Consider the following 22,141-nt stretch of genomic DNA (forward strand, 5'->3'; position numbering starts at 1 on the left):
ACCGGATTGCCGGCTCCCGGTTCAGCGCCCGGGAGCCGGTCCCGGCGGCGCTAGCGCTGGTAGCCCAGCACCGTCATCATCCCGGCCTCCGCGTGGTAGACGTTGTGACAATGCACCATCCACAGGCCCGGGTTGTCGGCGTCGAAGTCGGCCGTCAGGGTGGCCCCGGGGAGGATCGCCGCGGTGTCCTTGCGGGCCCCGCCCGACTGCCCGCCGAGGGCGAAGGTGTGGCCGTGCAGGTGCAGCGGGTGCCACATCGTTGTGGAGTTGTTGAACTCCAGCCGGACCCGTTCGCCCGCCTTCACCGGGTGCCGCCGGTCCGGCGCGTACGGCTCCCCGTCGAAGGCCCAGTCGTACGCCGCCATGCCGCCCGTCAGTTTGATCCGCACCGTCCGGTCGGGAGCCCGGGCGGCGAGGGCCGCGCTCCCGGCCGCCCGCAACCGGTCCGCGGTCAGGGGCGGTCCGGCCAGCTCGGCGGGCCGGGTCGCGGCGGTGGGCGCCGCTCCGCTCCCGGTGCGCAGCAGCGCGAGCGCCGAGGCGGCCGCTCCCTTGCCCTCGGCCAGCGCGGTGAGCGGGAACACCCCGTCCCCGGCCGTGACGAGGACGTCGTACCGCTCGCCCATTCCGAGGAGCAGCGAGCCGGTCTTCGCGTGCTCGACGGGGAAGCCGTCGGTGTGCGTGACCGTCAGTTCGTGGCCGCCGAGGGCGATGCGGAAGGCGGTGTCGCCGCCCGCGTTGACGATCCGCAGCCGGATCCGGTCGCCCGGGCGGGCCGCGAAGACCGAAGGGTCCTCCGGGAGGCGGCCGTTGACCAGGTAGTGCGGGTAGCCGACGTCACCCGCGTCCTTGCCGAGGACGGCGCTGCCCCCGCCGCCCATGAGCATGCGCGAGGGCCCGGCGGGAGCGGTGGGGGAGGCGGCGCCGGCACCCGCGTCATGGCCGCCGTGGCCACCGTGACCGGCTCCTTCCCTCATGCCCCCGCGGAGTTCGGCGAGTACGGCGTCCGGGGTGGAGCCGTCGACCCCGTCCAGCCAGTCGTCCAGGACCACCACCCACTCCTTGTCGTAGGAGAGGGGCTCCCGGGGGTCCTCGACGATCAGCGGGGCGTACAGCCCGCGGTCCTGCTGAACCCCGGAGTGCGGGTGGAACCAGTACGTCCCCGGGTGCGGCACGGCGAAGCGGTACGTGAAGGAGGCGCCCGGGGCGATGTCCCGCTGGGTGAGCCCCGGCACCCCGTCCATGTCGTTGCGCAGGGCCAGGCCGTGCCAGTGCAGGGAGGTCGCCGCGGGCAGGTGGTTGGCCAGGGTCAGGGCGAGGGTGCCGCCCGCGGTGACCCGGACCTCCCGGCCGGGCAGCCGGTCGCCGTACGCCCAGGAGCGCACGGTGCGGCCCGCGCCGAGGTCCAGCGGGCCCGCGGTGGCGGTCAGGGCGACCTCGGCGACCGGGCCGGTGGCCCGGCGGGCCGCCTCGGCCGCCCGGACCTCGGGCCCGGCGGGGTCGACGTAACCGCCGGGCGCCGGGCGGGCGGAGGAGCCGCCGTCCGGGGAGCCGTGGCCCATGGAGCCGTGGTCCATGGAGCCGTGGTCCATGGAGCCGTGGTCCATGGAGCCGTGGTCCGTGCCGGAACCGCCGGAGCAGGCGGCGAGCAGGGCGGATCCGGCCGCGGCCGCGCCGGCGCCGAGCACCGCGCGCCGGGAGGGGAGGCCGGAGAGGGTGGGGGAGGGGGAGGGCCGGGGGGAAGGAGGGGTCGTCGATGTGGGAGCGCGCATGGAAGTGCACCTCGTGGTGTGGTGTCGCGTGGACGGGCGGGCGCGGTCCGCCGCCTCCCGCGGGCGCGCGGGAGCGGCGGCGGGCCCGTCCTATACGCGCAGCACCGCCAGCAGGGTGAGGAGCTCCCGGCCCCCGGGCGGGTCCGGCCCACCGCGCACGCGGCCGCCCCGGACCCCGCGCCGCGCGGCCGGACCGGACCCGACGGCGGCCCGCGCGAGCGCGAGCGCGCCCAGCAGGGTGATCCCGGTCAGCAGCACGGCCAGGCACACGGACATCGGGTCCATGGCCATCCGGCCGTCCGCCGGATCGCCCAGCAGCTGCCCGCGGGCCGCAGCGTCCCCCTCGGGGGCGGGCGCGGCGGCCGGGGCGTCGGCGGGCGGCGCGGGCATCGCGTGGGCGCCGGAGTGGGCGGGCGGTGCGTCCCGTCCGGCGCGGGAGTCGTCCGGGTGGCCCAGCGTGTGCATGGTGACGATGCCCAGCAGCAGTGCGGCGAGCAGCAGCACCCGGGACCACCGGGCGGCTCGCGGCGTCCTGCGGGCGGCGTCCGTCATGCGCGACAGCTTACCCCGGGTGGGTATGCGCCCGGCCGATCGGCCCCGCCCTGCTTAGGATTGGTCCCACCATGTCCACCAACGGCACGCGGCGGGTCGCCGCCCTCCTCGGCCTCGGCGCCGCGGCCTACACCGCATGGGTGCTCGAAGTCGTCCTGTCCACCGGCCTCGACCCCGTCGAGACCTACGTCAGCGAACTCGCCGCCCAGGACCAGCCGCTCGGCGGCCTCTTCCGGGCGACCGACTTCACCGCGGGCCTGCTGGCCCTCGCGGGCGGCCTGTTCGCCCTCCTGCGGATCCGCTCCCATCCCGGATCCCGCCGCCCGTGGGCGGTCATCGGCTGGGCGGGCGTCGCCCTCTTCGGCGCGGCCACCGCCGCCGACGCCTGGCTGCCGCTCAGCTGCACCCCGACGGCCGACCCCGTGTGCGCCTCCCGGGAGACCGCCGGCCTGGTCCCCGCCACCCACCAGGCCCACGCCATCAGCAGCAGCCTCGCCATGACCGGAGCCCTGGTCGCCCTGGTGGCGCTCACCGTCGCCGCCCGCCGCCACGGCTGGTGGGCCCCGCTCGCCCGCTACGGCCCGGTGCTGGTGGCGCTCGAACTCCTCGCCACGGTCTGGACCCTGAGCGCGATCGCCCTGTTCACCGCCGGGCGCGGGACCTGGGCGCTCGGCGCGGGCCAGCGGCTCCAGGTGCTGTTCGTCGCGCTCTGGCTCGGCCTGCTCGCGTACTCCGTCCACCGGGAACGGCGCACGTGAGCGGCCGGCCGCCGGCGCGGTACGAGGGCTTCGTGCGGCCCGCCGACGGCGTGCCCCTGCACGTGGTCGTCGAGGGCGCCGGCCCGCTCTGCGTCCTCGCCGCCGGACTCGGGCTCGGCTGGTTCGACTGGGACCCGGTGGCCGCCCTGCTGGCCCCGCACCGCACGGTCGTCCGCTTCGACCGCCCCGGCCACGGGCTCAGCGCCCCCGCCGCCGCGCCGCCGACCGCCGCGGGGGAGGCCCGCCGGATCGCCGCCCTGCTGGACGCCCTCGGCCCGGCCGGCCGCGCCCCCGCCACCGTCGTCGGCCACTCCATCGCCGGGTTCCACGCCGAGGCCTTCGCCCGGCTGTACCCGGCCCGCACCGCCGCGCTGGTCCTGCTCGACAGCAGCGTCGAGGAGAGCGCCCGGCCGCCGCTGCTCCCGGCCGCCGTGCGCGACGCCGCCGCGGGGGCGCTGGGGCGGGCCCTCACGGCCGCCGGACTGCCGGCCGCGCTCGGCCCGCTGCTGCGCCGCACCGGCGTACGGGCCTCCCGGACCGGCGGCGGCGACCCGGCCGCGCGGGAGTCCGTACGCCGCTGCTACCGCACCGGCCGCGTCTGGCAGGGCACCCTGCGGGAGAACGCCCGCTACCGCGACCAGGCCGCCGAGGTGCTCGCCCTGCGCGCCGCGCACCCGCTGCGGGCCCCCGCGACCGTCCTCGCGGGGGCGGACGGCTCCGCGCGGCCCGCCGCGCGGCGCTGGCTCGGCCGCCAGGCGGACCTCGCCGAGCGCCTCGGCGCACGCTTCGAGATCGCCGACCCCTCGGGGCACATGGTCATGCTGGACCGCCCGGACCAGGTGGCCCGGGCGGTCCTGGACGCGCCGGCGGCCGACGGCGCACCCGCCGACCGGCGTGAGCACGCGGGGCCGAACGGGTGACATCGCGCGGCGTCCCTCAGGGGCGCGGCGCGGCCCCGCGCTTGCCGAGCATGTCGGCCATCAGCGACAGCTCCGAACGCTGCGCCTCGGCCATGCCCTGGGCCAGCTTCTGCTCGGCCGGGGTCCGGCACAGCCGCGCGCAGCCCAGCGCCATCGCCACCCCGCCCTTGTGGTGGTCGGTCATCAGCTGGAGGTAGAGCACCTCGGCGTCCCGGTCCCGCAGGGTGTCCAGCCGGGCCAGCTCCTCCTTGGTGGCCATGCCGGGCATCAGCGCGCCGGGCTTGGTCACGGCGCCGCCCTGGGCGGCCCCCTCGGCACCGGGCGTGGCGGCTCCATCCGTACCGGGCGCGGCGTGCATGCCCGCCATGTCGTGGCCGTCCGCCGCGCCGGCGGTCATCCAGGACATCGGCGGCTCGCCGGGCGTGACCTTCGGCAGCCCCCACAGGTCCAGCCAGCCCAGCAGCATCCCGCGCTGGTTCGCCTGCGTGTTGGCGATGTCGTAGGCCAGGCTGCGGACGGCCTCGTCCCCGGTGCGGTCGCGCACGATGAAGGACATCTCCACGGCCTGCTGGTGGTGCACGGCCATGTCCCGGGCGAACCCGGCGTCCGGCGAGGACACGCCGGGCGCCCGTCCGGCGCCGTCGGCCGCGTCCGCGGTGCCGCCGCCCACGGCCGCGATCATCACCGCCGCCGCCGCGAAGAACAGCGCCAGGACGACGGCGCCGCCCGCCGCCCAGTACGTACGGCTCACTTCTGGTCCAGGCCGCTCGTGCAGGCCGCGCCGGGTTCCGGGGTCTGGGCGCCCTGGACGTACGTACTGAAGAACGTGTCCACGCGCGGATCCGTCGCGCTGGTCACGCTGAGCTGCTTGCCCCAGGCGCTGAGCATGATCGCGCCGGACTGCTCCTTGTCCGGGCTCATCAGCGTGTACGGGGTCTTGGCCACCTTCGCCGCGAGCGCGTCCACATCGGCCTTGGCGGCCTTCTCGTTGTAGGTGACCCAGACCGCGCCGTGCTCCAGCGAGTGGACGGCGTTCACCTCGGGCAGCGGGTTCTTGTAGACGTCACCGTTGCAGTTCATCCAGCGCGGGTTGTGGTCACCGCCGACCGGGGGGTTCATCGGGTACGTCACGGGGGTGTCCACGTGCTGGCGCCCCAGCTTCTTCGCGTCCCAGCTCGCCACGCCGGTCACCGTGTCCATGGTGGAGGCCGGGGGAGCGTCCTTCTTGTCCATCCGCTCCTTGAGCACGTACCCGCCGAAGCCGACGAGGCCCGCGACGAGGACGGTCGACACCGTGACGACGAGGATCTTCTTGCGCCGGTCGCGGGACTTGTCGGCCCGGCGCATGTCGGCTATGCGCGCCTTGCGGGAGTGGTCCTGGGTGCTGCTGGACTTGCTCGCCATGTCAGTCCTTCTGCGGAGAGGGGCGGGCGGGGGGACCCCTATGGGCGCAGATGGTAATGCTCATGACCGGTCCACGGTCAGTGCGGGGGTGCCGCGAGCTTGCCAAGGTGCGTAATCTGGCGGAAACCACCGCTCGCGATACTGGGTCCGCCCCACCGTGCCCCACGGCCGCCGGATGTGGTGCACAGGCCATCTGAACTGCGAGGATGAAGGCATGGACAAGCAGCAGGAATTCGTCCTCCGGACGCTCGAGGAGCGCGACATCCGCTTCGTGCGCCTGTGGTTCACCGACGTACTGGGCTTCCTGAAGTCCGTCGCGGTCGCCCCCGCGGAGCTGGAGCAGGCCTTCGACGAGGGCATCGGCTTCGACGGCTCGGCGATCGAGGGCTTCGCCCGGGTCTACGAGTCGGACATGATCGCGAAGCCGGACCCGAGCACCTTCCAGATACTGCCGTGGCGCGCGGAGGCCCCGGGCACCGCGAGGATGTTCTGCGACATCCTGATGCCGGACGGCTCCCCCTCCTACGCGGACCCGCGGTACGTCCTCAAGCGCATCCTGAACAAGACCTCCGACCTGGGCTTCACCTTCTACACCCACCCGGAGATCGAGTTCTTCCTGCTGAAGGACAAGCCGCTGGACGGCACCCGGCCGGTCCCGGCCGACAACTCGGGCTACTTCGACCACACCCCGCAGAACGTCGGCATGGACTTCCGCCGCCAGGCGATCACCATGCTCGAATCCATGGGCATCTCCGTGGAGTTCAGCCACCACGAGGGCGCCCCGGGGCAGCAGGAGATCGACCTGCGCTACGCGGACGCGCTCTCCACGGCCGACAACATCATGACCTTCCGCCTGGTCATGAAGCAGGTGGCCCTGGAACAGGGCGTGCACGCCACCTTCATGCCCAAGCCGTTCTCGGAGTACCCCGGTTCGGGCATGCACACCCACCTGTCCCTCTTCGAGGGCGACCGCAACGCCTTCTACGAGTCGGGCGCCGAATACCAGCTCTCGAAGGTCGGCCGGTCCTTCATCGCGGGCCTGCTGCGCCACGCCGCCGAGACGGCGGCGGTCACCAACCAGTGGGTGAACTCCTACAAGCGCATCTGGGGCGGCTCCTCCCGCACCGCCGGCTCCGGCGGCGAGGCCCCCTCGTACATCTGCTGGGGCCACAACAACCGCTCGGCCCTGATCCGCGTCCCGATGTACAAGCCGGGCAAGACGGGCTCCTCCCGCATCGAGGTCCGCTCGATCGACTCGGGCGCCAACCCCTACCTGACGTACGCCGTCCTCCTGGCGGCGGGCCTCAAGGGCATCGAGGAGGGCTACGAACTCCCGGCCGGCGCCGACGACGACGTCTGGGCCCTCTCGGACGCGGAACGCCGCGCGATGGGCATCGAACCCCTCCCGCAGAACCTCGGCGAGGCCATCTCCCTGATGGAACGCAGCGAACTGGTCGCCGAAACCCTGGGCGAGCACGTCTTCGACTTCTTCCTGCGCAACAAGAAGCAGGAGTGGGAGGAGTACCGCTCGGAGGTCACGGCCTTCGAGCTGCGCAAGATGATGCCGGTGCTGTAGCAGCAGGTCAGCGCGCTTACGGGCGATGATCGGCACTCCGGGCCGACGGTCGACGACCGTCGGCCCGGAGCCGTCTCATTCCTCTTGGGCCTCTGTGGGCCGTCAGCCGCAGAATCCGAGGCCTCGTAGACCCCGTCCACGGCCTTCCGGGTGCGCCCCTCACTGCTCGGCATCAGGTGCGTGTACGTCCTGAGCGTGAAGCCGGGGTCGGTGTGGCCCAGGTAGGTGCTCAGCGCCTTGATGTTCTCCCCGGCGTCCAGGAGCACCGAAGCGTAGAAGTGCCGGAGCGCGTGCATCCCGTGCTCCCGCGCGGCCTGGTGCCGCTGCCCGGGCTTCGGCTCCCCGATGACCCCTGCTTCGACGAGAGCGGGTTTCCACACCCGGGTGTTGAAGTCGGTCCGGCGCACGGCCCCGCCGCCGCTCAATGAGAACACCAGCCGCTTGGTCACGATCGGCCCGTCCGGCCGGAGCCACGGGAGCGTGACATCCGCAGGCGGGAACTCCTCGCTATGCGCCTTGAGTGCGTGCGCCACGCGGTCGGGGAGCGGGACGTCCCGCTCCTTGTTCCGCTTCGGAGGCGAGAACACGAGATGCCCGTTGACCACCTTCACTTGAACGGCGACATGCAGCCATCCGGTCTCGTGATTCACCGCGTCCACGCTGAGGCCGAAGATCTCGCCCTGGCGCAGGCCGCAACCGCTCCCGACATCGGCCATGGCCCGGTACCGCGCGGGGAGCGCGGCCCGTACGGCGAAGACGTGCTTTGCCGGCCAGGGACGTACGCGGGGAGTCGCGGGCAGGGGAGCACGGACCGATTTGGCCCGGCACGGGTTCTTGGCCAGGTTCCCGTCTTCCACGGCCGCCGTCAGCACTGCCGACACGGTGTTGAAGATGACACGCCGGTAGGACGAGGCTGGGATCAGGCTTTCGAGGGTGCCGAGCCACTCTCGGATGTGCTCGGGCTTGAAGGAGCCCAGGGGCCGCGTGCCGATGTGCGGGAACGCATGCCGCCGGAGCTGCACCTCTACCGTCGTACGGGTCGTCATGTCAGTGGTCTGCCCCGCGATCCACTTCTCCCCGTACTGGCGGAAGGTGATCCGCCCAGCGGCCGGATCGACGTAGGCGCCGCGGGACATGTCCGCCTCGATGTGCGAGAGCCACTGCTCGGCGAGCCGCTTCTCGCGGTCCCGGAACGACTTGCTCTTCTCGGTCCCGTCGGGGCCGATGTATCGGGCGCGGTAGCGGAGCCCGGTTCCGTGTCGGTCGGTCTTGACCCGGACGGCCTTTCCGGCAGGGCCCGGTTCGGTCTTGTACCAGCGGTCTTGGATGTGGCCAGCCACGGCAGGGCCTTTCTGGGGGATGCAGGAAGGGCGGGCCCGGGTGGGCCCGCCCTCGGCGGTGTTCGTGGTGGGTCAGGCGGCTTGGCTGATGTCTCTGCGCTTCTGCTCGGCGATCCAGTCGTAGACGTCGGTCGGGTCGTAGCGGGTGTGCTTGCCGACCCGGAAGCCGGGCGGGCCGGTGCGCTTCTTGCGCCACTGGTAGACGGTCTCCAGTGGGACCTCGAACAGTTCGGCGATGTCGTCGGGGGTGAGGTAGCGGTCGGGGAGCCCGCGCCGGAGGATGGCGCGTGGATCGGAAACGGTGGTCACGTGCTCTCCTCGTTGGGCGGGTGCTGTCCGAGGCCCCAATTTCTGCGTCACCGCGTCATGCGCGTCACGTGACGCCCTGACCTGCGGTTTTGGGTGACTCAGGGCGTGGTCGTGTGTCACCGCTCTACGTCACCGGTGTCACCTGGTGACGTAGAGCGGTGACGTGGGTGTCGCGTGATGACGCAGGTTTTGGCCGTCTACGTCACCGGTGTCTGCGCAGGTCGTGGGCCCTTTAGGGGCCGGTGGTGTCGCGGGTGACGCAGCATCTCTTCTCTTAGGAAAAAGGAGGGGGTTTCTGTGGTGGTGGGGTGCGCCTTAGAACGCGAAGAACGAGCCGCTGCGCGGCGCGACTTGTGCAGCGGCGGCGAGCCGCCGGAACAGCAAGAGGAGCACGCGCGGCCGGGGGCGGGTGCTCCTCTTGCTTGTGCCGGGACCGGCCGTGTCGGCGCGGGTTAGAACGCGGCCTGCTGCTCAGTGGGCGACGGCCCAGCCGGGCGGAGCATCTCGATGTAGCGGGCCGTCTTGGTGCGGCCCCAGTCGACCAGGACGCCGCGGGCGGCCAGGGTGGGCTGGAGCCGCTTGAGGCGGTCGGAGAAGACCTTGCCCGTCGTGGGCCAGCCCTTGGGGAGCGGGCGGAAGTCGTCGCCGGTGTAGAGCTGGGTGAGGAGGTGCAGCCACTCGGTGGACGTCATCTGTGCTTCCGCGCCCGGGTCGAGGGTGGCGGCGTGCTTGAGGACGGTCTGGGCGAGGACGTCACCTTCGATGACGTCGTCGTTGAGGTCGTCGAGGCTGGCCCGGTAGGCGGTCAGCGAGCTGAGGCCGGTCGCCGCGTCCAGCTGGGCGCACAGGTGGGCGAAGTCGGCCATCCGCAGGTCGGAGGGGATGTTGGCTTGGGTGGCCCGGACCTTGACGGTCAGGTCGAGAAGCGAGCCGAGGATGACGGGCAGGGCCGGGGCGTACTCCGCCCACAGCTCCGCTTCCGTGCGGCGCACCAGGGGGCGGACCAGGCGGAGCGGGAGGAGGCGTTCGGCGAGGTCGGGGCGGATGACGCCGACGTCGATGCCGGTCAGGAGCAGGGGGCGGCGGTAGCGGGAGCGTACGACGTCGCCGTCGGTGAACAGGGCGCGCTTGATGCTTTCGGCGCCGGTGACGATGCAGCACATGAGGTCGGACAGGTCCGGGGGGAGGTGGGAGAGGTTGTCCAGGGCGGTGACCCATCCGGCGGCGACGGCCGTGATCAGGTTCTCTTCGTCCTTCGGGGCGCGGCGCAGGTCACCGGTCATGCCCTCGATGATCCGCACCAGCATCCTCCCCGCGGTGGACTTCCCGGCGCCCTGGGGGCCGGTGAGGAACGGTGCGGGGACGGGCACGACCGGTTCCAGGCAGCCGATAAGCCAGGCGAGGGCCAGGCATTCGCTCTCGGCGTTGGCGAAGTTGCACAGTCGCAGCAGAGCGTCGATGCCTTTGCCGTTGGTGTCCTTGGCGGGCAGGGGGAGTTCGCCGGTGAGCTGGGTGCGGCGCCAGCACACTTCGCGCGGGTCCGGGGTGAGGATGTCCCAGCCGGTGGGGTGGATGCGGACGGACTGGCCGTCGTCGCGGCCGAGGTCGAGCCAGGTCGCGCCGTCGAATCCGGGGGCGACCCGGATGTGGGTGGGCTGCACGTCCTGGCTGAGTGCGAGTGCTTCGATCAAGTCCAACGCCTCCTTGAGTGCGGTTCCGTTGAACACGCCGTGGCCGTCGTGGAAGAGGCCGACCATGAGTTCCTGGCGGTGGCTCCCGGTCGTGCCCTGGGAGCGGATGGGGCGGGCGACGGGGTGCCCGTTCTTCTGCGCGTAGACGGTGCCTTCGGTGGTGCGGAAGTACCGGAAATGCTGCTGCGCGTAGTCGGTGATGATCTGGCGTGCCGGGTTCTTCTCGTCCTCGGGCATGGCTACAACCCCAAGGCGGTGCGGGCGTTGGTCCACGCGGCGGCGCAGTGCCGGGGCGACTCGCCCTTGGCGTGCGCGACGTTGAACAGCCGCGCGACGTGAGCCTCGGTGAGGCAGCCGCACCGGCCGTGCTTGGACAGGACTGCGAGGAAGACCCGGTACACGCTGGCGTGGATCGCGCTCTCAGCGCCGGTGATGGCCTGTTCCGCCATGGCGATACCCCGTTCGAGGTAGGTCGGGGTCCGGTGGCAGCACACTCCTTTCCCGGCCGCCGTGGGGAGGCTGACGGCGTGCACGACGGCGCGGGTGACGGGTACTTCCCGCACGACCAGGGCCCGTACGACGTCCGGCAGGGCGGTGATCGGCCCGCTTCCGGGGCCATACCAGCGGGCGTAGGTCATGGACGACTTGATGTCCACGCCCGGCCGCACGCCGTTCGAGGACTGCATGGCGCCGCGGTAGATCCAGTGCTCCCCGCGTGCCGTGAGCACGGCCTTGGTGGCGGGGAGGGCCTGGCGGGCCCAGGCGATGGCTTCGGCGTTGTCGAGGTCCACGACGGTGAGTCGTGCCCCGCCGGGGTGGTAGGCGACCGCTGCGGCCTGCTGCCAGGCGCGGGCCCATGCCGGAGAGGTGAGGACATCGGGGTCGGTGGTGGCGGCCGCCCAGCCGTGGCAGGGGGCCGGGCACTGGCAGGGCCCGGCGGCCAACATGTGCGGGCGGTCGCCGCACGCCGAACCGGTGCAGGCGCGGCAGTTCCCAACGGGGCACTTGCCCGCCCGCAGCGGGAGTGCCGGCACTCCCAGCTCGGCGAGTTGGAGGGCGGTCCGCAGGGCGGCGGGTAAGGCCGGGCGGTTGGGGTCTCGCGGGAAGTCGGTCGGGTGGGTCATGCTGGTCTCTCCAGTTCTTGAGTGTTCTGGACGAGAGCGGCCCCAGTCATTGGCGTGAGTGGGGGCCGCTCTCGGCATGTCCGGGCGGGCGAAACGGAATCCCTGCTGATGGGCGGGCAGGGAGGCAGAGGCACCCCCTGCCGGGGTGCGCGTGGAGGGGGTTGTCGGGGGCTGACCTGCGGTGCCTCCCTGCCTCCCTGGCAGATCGTTTGTGCAGCTCAGGGCCAGGGAGGCGGGTCAGGGAGGGGGTCAGGGAGTTCTCCCTTCCTCCCTGACCGGATGGGGTGCCGCTCCCTCTACTCGGCGGCGGAAGCGGAACCCTCGTCGGGGCGGTTGGCGAGGACGCGGGCGACGCGTTCGCGGCCGATGACCATGCGGCCATCCGACTTGTACGGCTCAGCCCCGGTGCCGTCCAGGACGCGCTTGAGGTCGATGAACGACCAGCTTCCGTAGGCCTGCTTGTTCAGTGCGGTGAGCCGCTTGAGGACGTCCTGGGTCAGGACGCGCGTCTCGGTGCCGAGGACGGTCAGGATGTCCGCGAGCGGGTCGAGGGCCGGACCCGGGTCCGTGGTGTGCGCGGTGGTCACGCCGCCGCGCAGGGCCTTGGCCCGCTCGGCGATCTCGGTGGCCTGCTCGGTGTCGATGTAGTGGGTGCGGACGGTGATGGAGGCCTGTCCGGCGGGGATGGTGATGCCGTCGGATGCGATGACCAGGGTTCCCTTGTCGAGGCCCTGGCGGAGCTGGTGCGGTGCGGCGCCGCCGTCGACGGCCTTGTCGCCGAGTGCCATGCGGGCCTGTGATTCGGTGCCCAGGACGAGGGAGGCGCGGGTGTGGGCGCCTTCGCGGACGAGCTTGGGGAGGTTCTGGTCGGTGGGGTCCTGGGTGCCCTCCCACAGGGTCACGTCCACGGCGCGGCCCTGGTTGTGGACCTTGCGGACGGCCATGAAGTAGCGGGATGTGGCCTTGGAGCCGCCGTAGGGCCGCTTGTCGTCGCCGACGGCCGGGCACATGAACGCGACCTGCGCTTCATCCACGATGCCGACCAGCGGGGTGAAGACGGTGCCGGGCGGGGCCTGGATCCGGCGTTCCATCTCCGCGACCAGGCCTTCGACCATCTCCGTCGCCTCGATCACGTGGCTGTCGGTCGGGCCCTGGATGAGGGTGGTGGCCAGGCCGTCGAACATGCCCCAGTCGCCGACGCCCTTGAGGTCGGCGATCCGGAACTCGACCGTCTTGTCGAGGGCCAGCCACAGCGCGAGCGCGCGCAGGGCGGCGGTCTTGCCCTGGTTGGACAGGCCGGTGGTCAGCATGTGGCGCTGGTAGAGGCTGATGGCGGCCGCGTCGCCGCGCAGGTCCTGGCCCCAGGGAGCCTTGCCCGTCTTGTAGTTCGCGGTCATCGTCTCGTCGGTGACGAGCGGGGAGGGGCCGATCGGCTCGTCCAGCGCGCCGGAGTCGGCGATCCACAGCCGGACCGTGCGGGCGGCCGTCGGCAGGGTGATGAACACTTCGTGCTCGTGGCGGGCGAGGTTCTCGGCTAGCTTGCGGCGCCGCCCCTGGACCTCGGCGGTCGAGACGCCGGAGGGGAGGGTGACGTCGACTTCCACGCCGCATCCGGCGATCCGGATCGGGCCGAGCATCGCCGCGCCGGCATCCCCCATCTCCTTGATAGCGCGCCGCAGTGGGGCGATACCGAGGTCGCGCAGGGCGGTGACCACGATCGAGGGGGTGATCGGTGCCCCGGCGTCGTCGCGCTGCTGAGCGGGGAGCGTCCACTGCGGGGCCGTCTGCTGACGCTTGCCGACACCCCACAAGGCCAGTAACGCCAGCCACGGCCCCGCCATCAGCGCGGGCCCCCACACCACGGTGGCGACCACGACGATCCACCGGATCAGCTCGATTACGGCCGTGATCGGCCCGATCACCCAGGTGATGTCCTTGTTGGCGACGGCCAGCACGATTCCCAGGGCCAGCAGGCTCCCGACGGTGAGGCCGGTGCCGTACAGGGTGCTTTTGGCGAGGTCGGGGGCGGAGCGGAGCAGGTCCATGCGGCGCTGGTGGCGGCCGGAGCGGAAGCGCTGCAGCCGGTCCTCCCACTCCTTGGCCTCCTCGAAGTTCCCGCCCGCTTCGGCGGCGCGCAGCATCCGCTCGTAGCGGGAGGCGGTCCGCCCGTCCCAGGTGCGCTTGGCGGTGATGCGGGTACCGCCGATGACGTACATGCCGTGGCGGGCGACGAGCCGGGCAGCGGTGCGGGTCTGCTCGCTCGTGACGGCCGCACGCACGCCGCGGGCGGTGCGCTTCCACACCCGCACCGGCCCCGCCGGGACGGTGGGAGTGGCCGGGGCGGGGGCAGCCGCGGGGGTGGTTTCGGTCGCGGTCAGGGGGTCTTTGAACAAGGGGACGACGTTGTCGGTCATGCTGGGGGACTCCTGCTCTCGCTGCACAGCGGGGGTGGGGTAGGGCCCCGGAGCGGCGCGGTTTCCTTGGCCGGGACGGCCGCTCCGGGGGCACAGCTACTTGCCGTTCTTGCGGGCGGCGGCGGCGGCCTGCTCTTCGCGGTCGCGGGCGCCGTCGATGATCCGGTCGATCTTCTTTTCCAGGTCGCCCTGGTAGACGTTCTCTCCGGCGATGCCGCGCTTGGCCATCCGGGCGATGTACCAGGCGAGCTTGGTGGTCTCACCAGCGGTGAACTTCGGGTCCTTCGCCATCACGGGACTCCTTCCGGAGACCGGTCTGTCCGGCTCCCCTCACCACCCACTCGCGCGGGGTGGGTGGATCGGGCAGCTGTCAGGGGCTCAGTGGTGGCAGCAGTGGTGCTGGCAGCAGTTCTGGCGACGCGGGGTCGGGCACTTGTGGCGCCGCTTCTCCGCCTCCGCGACCGTGCGGGATTCGGTGGTGAAGCCCTTGAACCCGCACGAGGAGCAGACGGCCTGGTAGCGGTAGAGCCGGTGGCGCCCAAAGGGGGTGTAGACGTTGACGTCCGCGGTCATCTCGAATCTCCACTTCCGGGGCCGGTCTGTCCGGCTCCCCGCCCGCCCCCGGACATGACCTCCCCGGGGGCGGACAGGCAGCTGTCAGGCGGCCCGCAGTTCGTGTGTGTGGCAAAGGACGGGGGCGATCAGCGGACTGATCCGGTTGACCGTCCACCGGCCGTCCGTCAGCGGTCCGGGGGGCAGGTCGTCCACGATCCGCCCTGTCCTGCCGGTTGCGCGGGGGTCATCCGCACAGGAAATGATCAGCACCTTGTCACCTGCCTTGAAGGCCATGTCAGGCTCCGTTCGGGAGGAAAGTTCGAGGTCAGCGGCGGTGGCGGGCCTTGCGTACGTTCTTCATGGCCGCGGTGCCGGCGTCCCCGCCGATGGACTTCACGACGGTGTGGACACCCCACGCGAGGATCAGCGCGAGGAAGGCGAGCAGCGCGATGTTCGCGGCGATCGCGGTCAGCACCCCGACGAGGAGCGGCCCGAAGTACACCCCGGCCGCCACCGCCCCAGCGCCGACCCCGGACCCGAGGGCGATGCGCTGCACGGTGCGATCGGGCGGGGCCTGGTGGATGTGCTGGTGCACGACCTGAGCACCCTGGAACGGGGCGGGCACGGGGGCGGTGTCGGCGTAGACGTAGGTCCCGTCCGGGAGCTGCACGACCCGGGAGGGTTCGGGGAGGTTATTCACCGGAGCGCTCCTTGCCGGTCAGGTAGTAGGGGCGCGGGACCGCGCGGCAGGTCTCGGCGTGTTCCTGCGCGCCCCGGTGGATGGCGTCGGTGTCGCCGCTGCTGGATCCGCGGCCGCAGCCCCGGCAGTCCCAGCTGTCGCCGTAGCTGCGGTTCTTGCGGACGTCGACGGTGGCTTCGGGGTCGGAGAGGATCTCGGCGGCCTTGGTGAGGTAGCGGGCGAGGACGCCGGTGGGCCACACGGTGAGGCTGGTCATTGCGGATCTCCTTGAGGAAGGTCACAGGGGATGGGCATGCCGTGCAGGGCCATCAGGCGATCGCCGGGGCCGCGTTGTTCTGCCGTTCGGCGCGCAGGGTTTCGCGCAGGACCCGGGCCTTGGCCGGGGACGTCCGCAGCGCCTTGCGCAGGGCCTCACCGGTCAGCTCCTCGACCGGCCACGCCTCGGTGATGCTCCGCGCCTCGGAGAGGAGTTCCTCCGGGGTGCGCACCGGGCGGGTCGATCGGGCGGCGCCGGGGACCCGACCGGTCGCCCGACGCTGACGCGGTGCGTCGGCAGCGGCGACCAACGGTCGGGCCTCGACCGGATCGGCCACCGCCTCGACTGCCTCGACCGGCCCCGGCTCCAGCGCGCGGATCGGGTCGACGTCCTCAACCAGGGGTTCGCCCCGGTCAGAGGTAGACCGATTTACATCGATCTGCACCGATTCGACGGGAGTCGGCTCGATCGTGGGCCGGTGATGGAGAACCTTGGCGACGAGATCGGACCCGAAGTAGATCGACCCGACCGGAAGCGACGTCGCGAGCAGCACGAGCGTCCAGTTCGTCAGGTTCCCGTCCGCCAGTCGACTCCAGCCGATCGACTCGCCGTGGAGTTCGGGCAACAGGCCGTGGACGTAGTTCAGGACCAGAGAGGCGAGGGTGTATCCGGCGAGGACCCGCAAGGCGAACTTGCGGGCTTCGTTGGTCAGGACCAGGGCCGCGACGAGGGCGAGGGCCATGAGGCCGTCGACCACGAACGGATAGAGGGTCGCCGCCACATCGTCAGCGCCGATGGCCTTCGCGATGTCACGCAGCGCGTTCCAGGAGACCCGGAACGCCATCGCGACCACGACCACCAGCGCCAGGACAAGGGCCACCTTGGCGTTGCGGTTCATGCCGCACCGCCAGGCACATGGGCGATGGCCTGGTTGGTCAGCTGCCGCCGGATGGCGAGGACCTTGCGGCGGGCCCGGCGGATCCGGCGCTCGTCCAGCTCGGACGGCGCCCGGTCCAGCACGATGATCTCCGCGTCCAGGAGTTCGACGTCCGCCAGGATCAGCGGCAGCTCCCACTCGATCGCGTCCAGCTCCGCATCCGACGGCTCCATGCCGTCCGACCACGGGGTAACAACGTCGTGAAGTGCAACGATGGGCTTCATGGGTCTTGCTCCTTCGAGAGAGGAACGGGACTCAGCAGCCCCCGGCGTTCGAGCGCCGGGGGCTGCACAGGTTCAGGGGTGAAACGGAAGGGTCAGGTGCTGGCGGCCTGGCGCACGAGGGCGTCAGCCGCGTCGATCGCGGAGGACCGCAGCGCGGTTAGAGACGCGTGGTCGGGGGCGCCGCGCAGGGCGTAGACGGCGGTGGCGGCGGCTTTGGCCTGCTCCGCGAGTTCGGGAGCCAGCAGCTCCAGGGTCACCAGCGGCGCGGTCAGCGCTGAACGCGTGGTGTGGCTGTCGGCGCGGGCGGCCTCGTACGCGTCCGCGGCACCGGCCAACCGCAGATCCTCCCGCAGCCACATCGCACGGCGGTGATCCGCCAGCGCCGCGACCAGGGCGGTCACGGCGGCCAGCCGCTCCCGGCGCCCCTCGTGCGAGCGGGCTTCGGTCCGCTCCACACGGACGGTGCGCTGCTGGAGCACGAACGATGTCGCGGACCCCAGTAACGTCCCGAACACGGCTATCAGGCTTGCCCACATATCGGATCTCCTCGCAGATGAGTGACAGGTCAGACGGTGGCGATGATCAGTGCCGCGACCAGCAGCCACACGTGGTGGAAGGACTGGTCGAGGGCGTAGGCGCCGGTCCCCAGGTGCGCCGCCGGAGTGCCGGCGGAGGTGACCGGGTGGGCCGGATGCCCCGGGGTGCCGAGGCTGTAGAACTCGGCTTTGCCGGTGACCTTGGCCAGCCACGCGAGCGTGGTGCGGCGGTCCGCCCACCAGTGGGTGACCGCGTCCACGCTCAGACCGGCCAGCAGGCCAGCCGCCGTCAGGCGCAGGTCGAGCAGTAACGCGACCGGCAGCAGGACCACCAGCTTGGTGACGGTCAGGCCCGCCACGTGGCGGGTGTCGGCCAGACGGCCGGTCCAGCCGGGCTTGCCCTTGTCGGCGGCCTGGCAGGAGGACTGCACCCAGTGGTCACCCACGCTGTGAGCGACGTACAGGGCAGCGAAAACAGCGGCGAACGATGCAGCGTGCACGAAGACTCCAGACGAGAGCGATCGAAGATGACGGTGAAACCGGCCGGACGAACCGGCCCCGGCTCCCCTCAACCCCACCCGTACGACGCCAAAGGCGCTGGACGGGCAGAGGAGGCAACCGGCCCTGCCGAGGCAGGGAGGCTGAACTCTGAAATTCAGGTCCACTGTTGAGTTCTCAAGGAGCAGCCACTCCAGCCCGTCGGCGCGCGACCGAGGTCGCCTTCTCGTTTCTTCCGGCTGAGCGGTTCTTGCCAGTCCGTGCAAAGTGCCAGCTCAACGGCATGTTAGGCCCCCATGCAGTTGACTGCCTAGGGGGTCTATGCGCTGACCTGATAGCCAAGGTAGGCACTCCCGCCGTGGTCGTCAAGCCCCCCTCGCGGTATGGTTGCTAGACCCCCTAAGCGCGGAGGCTGGAGATGCACGAAGAAATGCAGCGAGTTGCGCAGGTAGAAGTGCCTGTGGAGCGCGCTAAGGCGGCGATCGACCTCCTGGCCGACTACCAGGGACGCGTGGTCGAGCTTTCACGCATCCGGCGGGAGGCCATCGAGGAAGCGGCGGCGTCGGGCATGTCCCAGTCGGAGATTGCGGCGCTTCTGGGAGTCAGCCGAGGCCGGGTAGGTCAGTTGGCCTCACAGGGCCCGCCGCCCGAGCGCGCTTTCTTCGGCACCGACCTCATGACCATCTCGCTCGGTGGCAAGTACGAGGCGGGAAAGTCCCCCGACGAGAACCCCGGCGAAGTGGTCGCGCGAGAAGACCTCGGAAACTTCGACCGGCTGAGGAAGCTCCTGGCCTCGCTCAAGCTCGATGCGCGGTACGAGGTGATCCCTCCGAGCGGCATGGTCAACCTGAACCGGGACAACCACGTCGTCGTCTGCGGCCCCCGGCTCTCGCCGATCATCGCCCAGGTGCTGGAGGGTGACGACTTCCTGCGGTTCGAGAAGGACAGCGCTTGGCACCTGGTTGACCTCAAGACCGAGGAGCGCTTCCGGTCGCCCATGGACGAGGACGGCTCAGCGGCTGACTTCGGGTACCTCGCCCGCCTGCCGCGCCTCGACGGCCGAGGGACGTTCCTCTACGCCGCGGGTATCCACGCCATTGGCGCTAACGGCGTTGTGCACTTCCTGGAGAACCACCTCCCCGAGCTGTATAAGGAGGTCCGAACTCGACGGTTCTCCACCTTGATCTCCTGCCGCTATGACCCCAAGACCCTGGAAGTCCTGGAGAGCAAGCGGGTCACGCCGCTCTACCGACACGAGGGATGACATGCACGTCAGCGTTGCGACCCAGGCCGGTGGCACGTCCCCCAATGAGGACTGGGTGGCCGGCACTCCGGGATTCGCCGTGGTCCTTGACGGACTCAGTACGGCGGGTCTGGACACCGGATGCGTCCACGGCGTGCCTTGGTACGTCGCCCAGCTAGGCGGGCACATCGTTGCTGCCCTTGCGGACAGTGGCACTGCGCTGCCCGACGCACTGGCAACGGCTTTGGAGCGCGTCGCCGCCCTCCATCCGAACTGTGACCTCAAGAACCCGGGCACACCGTCGGCAACCGTGGCCATCCTCCGTGAACGGCTGGACCAATTCGATCACCTGGTTCTGGCAGATTCGCCGATTGTGCTCGAAGGCCCCACCGGCTTCACCACGCTGACTGATCTTCGGGTAGACGAGGTCTGCCAAGATTTGCGGGCCGAGACTGAGCGGTACGAGACAGGGACCCCTGAGCACCGTGCGAGCGTGGCGCGGCTCGTAGCGGCGCAACGCGAGATCAGGAACACGCCCGAGGGTTACTGGGTAGCTTCTGCGGCGCCAGACGCGGCCTACCACGCCCTCACGGGGATCGCGGATGCGAGTGAGGTTCGTTCCGCCGCCGTGGTCTCGGATGGCGTCTCGCGGCTCGTTACCGAGTACCAAATGGCCTCTTGGGCTGATGTGTTCACGCAACTGCGGAACGATGGCCCCGCAGCGCTAATCAGCAAGGTGCGCGAGGTAGAAGCCACCGATCCCCATGGGCGCCGCTGGCCGCGATACAAGGCGGGCGACGATGCCGCAGTGGCGTTCTGCCAGCCTGATGCGGTTGTTTGGTCTTGAAAGCCGTCAGGGTTCGCACTTTGGTGAGAGTTTCCCTGCTACATCAAGGCACCCGGCTGCGCTCCGCTCCGCCGGGCGCGCTTCCCGGCTCTGGCTGCGCCCGCGCTCCTGCCTGCGGCCCGCTCGGCGCTGCCGCCGCCGACGCGCGCCCCTACGGCGGGATAGGCCCAAGGGCATGAGCTGAACCCTGACGCCCGCGGATTCCCTCCCCTCACCGACATGCCTCCGGCGGGGGCGCTCCGACTCCGGGATGGAGGGGCGCCGTAGGCGGGTGCCGGCCGTAGTGGGTTGAGGCGGGGAACTCCCATCCCGTCTGCCGTCGACCCAGGACAAGCCGAGCAGACACGGCACCGGGCGTCCAGGTCGTTCGTCCAGTTGGTCGCTCCACCTGGACGCCCGGCACCGCGCCCGCTCTACATGTCATGGGCCGACGGCAGACGGGATGGGAGTTGGGGTGAGTGATGAGTGCGGGCACTGGTGCAGGTTGCTGCGGAGTGCATCCCATGAGAACCTGAGGCCAGCCCTGGCGTGCCTTCATATGCTCTCTTCTCTCGAAGAGGGCTTTTTGCGTTCCGGCCATTGAGCGTTAAACGCGTGGGACTTGACGTCTTGACCTGCGCGAGCGTAACTTTCTTGATACTGCGTCACGTGCATGCCCTTAGCCGCTCGCCTCAGGTTCTGCCAGAGATTTCGAGGGGGAGTAGTGGAACCGCCGTCGAACGCAATCCTCCTCCCTGCCGACCTCGCTGCCTGTTACACGGGCCGACCTGAGAGCACCATTCGGCGCTGGGCCAGCGAGGGCCGGATCACCACGTACGGACGAGGACGCGGCAACGTCCGGTACAACCTGCACGAACTGCCGGGAGCGGTACGGGACGAGTGGACGGACGAGCTCATCCCCGGCCAAGCGCCGCCATTGCCCGTGGAGCGGCGTGGTGGCGACGCGTAGCTACTGAGGTTTTTAGGTTGGGGTCGGTGGGGTGAGGGTCAGGTTGGTGGCGTTGAGGCAGCCGTCGATCAGGTGGGGGCGGAGCTGGATTCTGCGTAACTCGCGGCGGAGTGTGCGGTCGAGGTCGTCGGGGGTTGCGAAGGCGGTGTTGGCCGTGGCTCTGCGCACGAGGGACCAGAGGGCCTCGACGGGGTTAAGGTCTGGCGCGTATGCCGGGAGGCGAATGGTGGTGAGCCAGTCGTGCTCGGCTTCGTAGCGTTTCAGTCCGGCGGCCAGGTGGGTGTTGAGATTGTCCCAGAGCACCACGATGGGGCCGCCGAGTTGAATGTGGGCCCTCACCAGCAGGTCGCGGTAGTCCTGCCAGGAGAAACTCTTGCGGGCGCCCTTGAGGAGGAGATGCTGGCGGGGCCGGTGGATGAGGCGGCTCTTCTCGCCGGGTTTGTAGCAGCACAGGGCGGCGACCGAGGTCCGTCGGCGGGACCTGCCGCGGACGCGGATGACGGGGGTGTGTCCGCGCCGACCCCAGGTGCGGGCACGCGGCGGAGTCATCGAGAAGCCGGCTTCGTCCTCGAAGACGATCCAGGCCCCGGACGCCGCCGCGAGGCTTTTACCCGTGGCCACACCTCCTTCTTCCACAGTTCGACCGCGTGCTCGTCACGCTCGAGGGCTCTGCGGGCGGGTGCCTGCCAGGACCAGCCGTGCCGTTTCAGCAGCCGCCACACCGTCGCCACCGACAGGCTCACCCGCAGCCGGCGGCGGATCACCGTCTGAACGCGGACCAAAGTCCAGCGTTCATCCTCGAAGCCGTGCGCCGAGGGGCCCTTACCGAGTTCCTCCTCGAGTACGGCGAACTGGGTGTCGGTGACGGTCGGGGAGTTCGCCGGGCCCCTCGAGCGCAGGGCCTCCATGCCGCCTTCGCGCCAGGCACGGCGCCAGCGTTCCACCGAGCGCACACTCACCCGCAGATCCTTCGCGATCACCGCGGTCTTCTCACCCGCCGCGAACCGCACGCCGGCCTGAAGCCGGATCCCCTCACGAAACGCCCGACGCTCAGCGGTCAGGCCCCCACCCTCTGGATACCTCACCTCACCGGCATACCGCAGGGATCACGAATCGTCACTACCCGACGACAACCCGAAATCCTCAGTAACAGCCCACTCAGGCGCCCACCGCCCCGCCTCTAACTGACCTCTGGACTCTTAGGCCCGAGCCATGGCTCGGGCCTTTTGCATGCCCAAAAACAGCAGCCCTCCTCCTTCGTGAGCTAGCCACAGAGCCCACGTGGGCTCGGAGAGGTATGTCCATGCGACCGTCCTTGCCCTCAGCCACCATCAGCAGCGGTGGAGGCCTCGGCGCCTTCCTTACTGGCACACCTTGGTGGCTGGTGTGTCTGGTGCTCATCTTTACTGCTGCGGCCCTTCCAGCGGCCTCAGAATTCCGGACCTGGAGGAGGCAGAAGTCAGCCCAGGAACTGGAGCGTGCCGAGATGGAGATACGCAGGGAGCAGCACAGGAGACTGCTCGCTCTACAGCGACGTGC

General features: G+C 70.9%; 24 protein-coding genes and 1 pseudogene. 5 read left to right on the top strand and 20 right to left on the bottom strand.

The genetic code is table 11. The annotated features are described in order from the left end of the window. Positions 1–50: 50 nt before the first annotated feature. Both ABZY31_RS17915 and ABZY31_RS17920 read right to left on the bottom strand, forming a co-directional pair. On the bottom strand, positions 51–1,769 hold the full coding sequence (locus ABZY31_RS17915) for a multicopper oxidase domain-containing protein (RefSeq protein ID WP_356411159.1): 1,719 nt from the start codon (positions 1,767–1,769) through the stop codon (positions 51–53). Between the two features lie 90 nt (positions 1,770–1,859). After that, positions 1,860–2,321 (bottom strand): DUF6153 family protein, encoded by a 462-nt coding sequence (locus ABZY31_RS17920; RefSeq protein ID WP_356411162.1) that lies wholly within the window; start codon positions 2,319–2,321, stop codon positions 1,860–1,862. Between the two features lie 71 nt (positions 2,322–2,392). On the opposite strand from ABZY31_RS17920, the gene ABZY31_RS17925 reads away from it, so the two are divergent. Further along, complete coding sequence (locus ABZY31_RS17925) at positions 2,393–3,079, top strand: DUF998 domain-containing protein (RefSeq protein ID WP_356411165.1); 687 nt, start codon at positions 2,393–2,395, stop codon at positions 3,077–3,079. After that, positions 3,076–3,999, top strand: a complete 924-nt coding sequence (locus ABZY31_RS17930; RefSeq protein ID WP_356411168.1) for an alpha/beta hydrolase — start codon at positions 3,076–3,078, stop codon at positions 3,997–3,999. Before ABZY31_RS17925 ends, ABZY31_RS17930 begins: the two co-directional genes overlap by 4 nt. Before the next feature lie 16 nt (positions 4,000–4,015). Here the strand turns inward: ABZY31_RS17930 and ABZY31_RS17935 are convergent, their stop codons facing one another. Together ABZY31_RS17935 and ABZY31_RS17940 are read right to left on the bottom strand one after the other, a co-directional pair. After that, entirely contained in the window at positions 4,016–4,681 is a 666-nt protein-coding gene (locus tag ABZY31_RS17935) for a DUF305 domain-containing protein (RefSeq protein ID WP_356411262.1), read from the bottom strand. A gap of 65 nt (positions 4,682–4,746) precedes the next feature. Then, positions 4,747–5,403 carry a DUF3105 domain-containing protein gene (locus ABZY31_RS17940; protein WP_356411171.1) on the bottom strand — a complete coding sequence of 219 codons (657 nt, stop codon included), beginning with the start codon at positions 5,401–5,403 and terminating at the stop codon, positions 4,747–4,749. Positions 5,404–5,617: 214 nt separating this feature from the next. Here ABZY31_RS17940 and glnA point away from each other — a divergent pair, with 214 nt between their 5' ends. Next, positions 5,618–6,979 (top strand): type I glutamate--ammonia ligase, encoded by a 1,362-nt coding sequence (gene glnA / locus ABZY31_RS17945; protein ID WP_356411174.1) that lies wholly within the window; start codon positions 5,618–5,620, stop codon positions 6,977–6,979. A 101-nt stretch (positions 6,980–7,080) separates the two neighbouring features. On the opposite strand, the pseudogene ABZY31_RS17950 reads toward glnA, so the two are convergent. The 14 genes and pseudogenes from ABZY31_RS17950 to ABZY31_RS18015 form a co-directional block, all read right to left on the bottom strand. Next, positions 7,081–8,319, bottom strand: a pseudogene (locus ABZY31_RS17950) (site-specific integrase); the annotation flags it as partial. A 72-nt stretch (positions 8,320–8,391) separates the two neighbouring features. Then, positions 8,392–8,628 carry a helix-turn-helix domain-containing protein gene (locus ABZY31_RS17955; protein ID WP_356411177.1) on the bottom strand — a complete coding sequence of 79 codons (237 nt, stop codon included), beginning with the start codon at positions 8,626–8,628 and terminating at the stop codon, positions 8,392–8,394. 452 nt (positions 8,629–9,080) lie between these two features. Continuing rightward, complete coding sequence (locus ABZY31_RS17960) at positions 9,081–10,556, bottom strand: ATP-binding protein (RefSeq protein ID WP_356411180.1); 1,476 nt, start codon at positions 10,554–10,556, stop codon at positions 9,081–9,083. Positions 10,557–10,558: 2 nt separating this feature from the next. Continuing rightward, positions 10,559–11,443: a bifunctional DNA primase/polymerase gene (locus ABZY31_RS17965; protein ID WP_356411182.1), complete on the bottom strand. Its 885-nt coding sequence runs from the start codon at positions 11,441–11,443 to the stop codon at positions 10,559–10,561. A 296-nt stretch (positions 11,444–11,739) separates the two neighbouring features. After that, positions 11,740–13,857: an FtsK/SpoIIIE domain-containing protein gene (locus tag ABZY31_RS17970; protein WP_356411184.1), complete on the bottom strand. Its 2,118-nt coding sequence runs from the start codon at positions 13,855–13,857 to the stop codon at positions 11,740–11,742. A gap of 96 nt (positions 13,858–13,953) precedes the next feature. Continuing rightward, positions 13,954–14,148: a DUF6257 family protein gene (locus ABZY31_RS17975; RefSeq protein ID WP_356411187.1), complete on the bottom strand. Its 195-nt coding sequence runs from the start codon at positions 14,146–14,148 to the stop codon at positions 13,954–13,956. An 87-nt stretch (positions 14,149–14,235) separates the two neighbouring features. Beyond that, a complete protein-coding gene (locus tag ABZY31_RS17980; RefSeq protein WP_356411190.1) occupies positions 14,236–14,430 on the bottom strand; it encodes a hypothetical protein in 195 nt (64 codons plus the stop codon). Positions 14,431–14,514: 84 nt separating this feature from the next. After that, positions 14,515–14,706, bottom strand: coding sequence for a hypothetical protein (locus ABZY31_RS17985; protein ID WP_356411192.1), 192 nt, complete (start codon positions 14,704–14,706; stop codon positions 14,515–14,517). 31 nt (positions 14,707–14,737) lie between these two features. Beyond that, complete coding sequence (locus ABZY31_RS17990) at positions 14,738–15,112, bottom strand: DUF6251 family protein (RefSeq protein ID WP_356411195.1); 375 nt, start codon at positions 15,110–15,112, stop codon at positions 14,738–14,740. Further along, on the bottom strand, positions 15,105–15,368 hold the full coding sequence (locus tag ABZY31_RS17995; RefSeq protein ID WP_356411198.1) for a hypothetical protein: 264 nt from the start codon (positions 15,366–15,368) through the stop codon (positions 15,105–15,107). Before ABZY31_RS17995 ends, ABZY31_RS17990 begins: the two co-directional genes overlap by 8 nt. A 52-nt stretch (positions 15,369–15,420) precedes the next feature. Beyond that, positions 15,421–16,266, bottom strand: coding sequence for a DUF2637 domain-containing protein (locus tag ABZY31_RS18000; protein WP_356411201.1), 846 nt, complete (start codon positions 16,264–16,266; stop codon positions 15,421–15,423). After that, positions 16,263–16,529: a DUF6284 family protein gene (locus ABZY31_RS18005; protein WP_356411204.1), complete on the bottom strand. Its 267-nt coding sequence runs from the start codon at positions 16,527–16,529 to the stop codon at positions 16,263–16,265. Before ABZY31_RS18005 ends, ABZY31_RS18000 begins: the two co-directional genes overlap by 4 nt. Positions 16,530–16,621: 92 nt before the next feature. Then, positions 16,622–17,065, bottom strand: coding sequence for a protein kilB (locus ABZY31_RS18010; RefSeq protein WP_356411207.1), 444 nt, complete (start codon positions 17,063–17,065; stop codon positions 16,622–16,624). A 29-nt stretch (positions 17,066–17,094) separates the two neighbouring features. Next, complete coding sequence (locus ABZY31_RS18015) at positions 17,095–17,565, bottom strand: transcriptional regulator (protein ID WP_356411210.1); 471 nt, start codon at positions 17,563–17,565, stop codon at positions 17,095–17,097. 416 nt (positions 17,566–17,981) lie between these two features. On the opposite strand from ABZY31_RS18015, the gene ABZY31_RS18020 reads away from it, so the two are divergent. Beyond that, positions 17,982–18,827 carry a sigma-70 region 4 domain-containing protein gene (locus ABZY31_RS18020; RefSeq protein ID WP_356411213.1) on the top strand — a complete coding sequence of 282 codons (846 nt, stop codon included), beginning with the start codon at positions 17,982–17,984 and terminating at the stop codon, positions 18,825–18,827. A 1-nt stretch (position 18,828) separates the two neighbouring features. Continuing rightward, complete coding sequence (locus ABZY31_RS18025) at positions 18,829–19,653, top strand: hypothetical protein (protein ID WP_356411216.1); 825 nt, start codon at positions 18,829–18,831, stop codon at positions 19,651–19,653. Between the two features lie 961 nt (positions 19,654–20,614). Here the strand turns inward: ABZY31_RS18025 and ABZY31_RS18030 are convergent. Then, on the bottom strand, positions 20,615–21,151 hold the full coding sequence (locus ABZY31_RS18030; RefSeq protein WP_356411265.1) for a transposase: 537 nt from the start codon (positions 21,149–21,151) through the stop codon (positions 20,615–20,617). Next, positions 21,148–21,687: a winged helix-turn-helix domain-containing protein gene (locus ABZY31_RS18035; RefSeq protein WP_356411219.1), complete on the bottom strand. Its 540-nt coding sequence runs from the start codon at positions 21,685–21,687 to the stop codon at positions 21,148–21,150. Before ABZY31_RS18035 ends, ABZY31_RS18030 begins: the two co-directional genes overlap by 4 nt. Positions 21,688–22,141 lie beyond the last annotated feature (454 nt).

Origin of the sequence: Streptomyces sp. NPDC006529 (assembly GCF_040611795.1) — a bacterium.
Lineage (GTDB): Bacteria > Actinomycetota > Actinomycetes > Streptomycetales > Streptomycetaceae > Streptomyces.

Coding starts and splice junctions, on each gene's coding strand:
- ABZY31_RS17915 (WP_356411159.1), bottom strand. CDS start 1,769: ATGCGCGCTCCCACATCGACGACCCCTCCTTCCCCCCGGCCCTCCCCC.
- ABZY31_RS17920 (WP_356411162.1), bottom strand. CDS start 2,321: ATGACGGACGCCGCCCGCAGGACGCCGCGAGCCGCCCGGTGGTCCCGG.
- ABZY31_RS17925 (WP_356411165.1), top strand. CDS start 2,393: ATGTCCACCAACGGCACGCGGCGGGTCGCCGCCCTCCTCGGCCTCGGC.
- ABZY31_RS17935 (WP_356411262.1), bottom strand. CDS start 4,681: ATGATCGCGGCCGTGGGCGGCGGCACCGCGGACGCGGCCGACGGCGCC.
- ABZY31_RS17940 (WP_356411171.1), bottom strand. CDS start 5,403: ATGGCGAGCAAGTCCAGCAGCACCCAGGACCACTCCCGCAAGGCGCGC.
- glnA (WP_356411174.1), top strand. CDS start 5,618: ATGGACAAGCAGCAGGAATTCGTCCTCCGGACGCTCGAGGAGCGCGAC.
- ABZY31_RS17960 (WP_356411180.1), bottom strand. CDS start 10,556: ATGCCCGAGGACGAGAAGAACCCGGCACGCCAGATCATCACCGACTAC.
- ABZY31_RS17965 (WP_356411182.1), bottom strand. CDS start 11,443: ATGACCCACCCGACCGACTTCCCGCGAGACCCCAACCGCCCGGCCTTA.
- ABZY31_RS17970 (WP_356411184.1), bottom strand. CDS start 13,857: ATGACCGACAACGTCGTCCCCTTGTTCAAAGACCCCCTGACCGCGACC.
- ABZY31_RS17975 (WP_356411187.1), bottom strand. CDS start 14,148: ATGGCGAAGGACCCGAAGTTCACCGCTGGTGAGACCACCAAGCTCGCC.
- ABZY31_RS17980 (WP_356411190.1), bottom strand. CDS start 14,430: ATGACCGCGGACGTCAACGTCTACACCCCCTTTGGGCGCCACCGGCTC.
- ABZY31_RS17985 (WP_356411192.1), bottom strand. CDS start 14,706: ATGGCCTTCAAGGCAGGTGACAAGGTGCTGATCATTTCCTGTGCGGAT.
- ABZY31_RS17995 (WP_356411198.1), bottom strand. CDS start 15,368: ATGACCAGCCTCACCGTGTGGCCCACCGGCGTCCTCGCCCGCTACCTC.
- ABZY31_RS18000 (WP_356411201.1), bottom strand. CDS start 16,266: ATGAACCGCAACGCCAAGGTGGCCCTTGTCCTGGCGCTGGTGGTCGTG.
- ABZY31_RS18005 (WP_356411204.1), bottom strand. CDS start 16,529: ATGAAGCCCATCGTTGCACTTCACGACGTTGTTACCCCGTGGTCGGAC.
- ABZY31_RS18010 (WP_356411207.1), bottom strand. CDS start 17,065: ATGTGGGCAAGCCTGATAGCCGTGTTCGGGACGTTACTGGGGTCCGCG.
- ABZY31_RS18020 (WP_356411213.1), top strand. CDS start 17,982: ATGCACGAAGAAATGCAGCGAGTTGCGCAGGTAGAAGTGCCTGTGGAG.
- ABZY31_RS18025 (WP_356411216.1), top strand. CDS start 18,829: ATGCACGTCAGCGTTGCGACCCAGGCCGGTGGCACGTCCCCCAATGAG.
- ABZY31_RS18030 (WP_356411265.1), bottom strand. CDS start 21,151: ATGACTCCGCCGCGTGCCCGCACCTGGGGTCGGCGCGGACACACCCCC.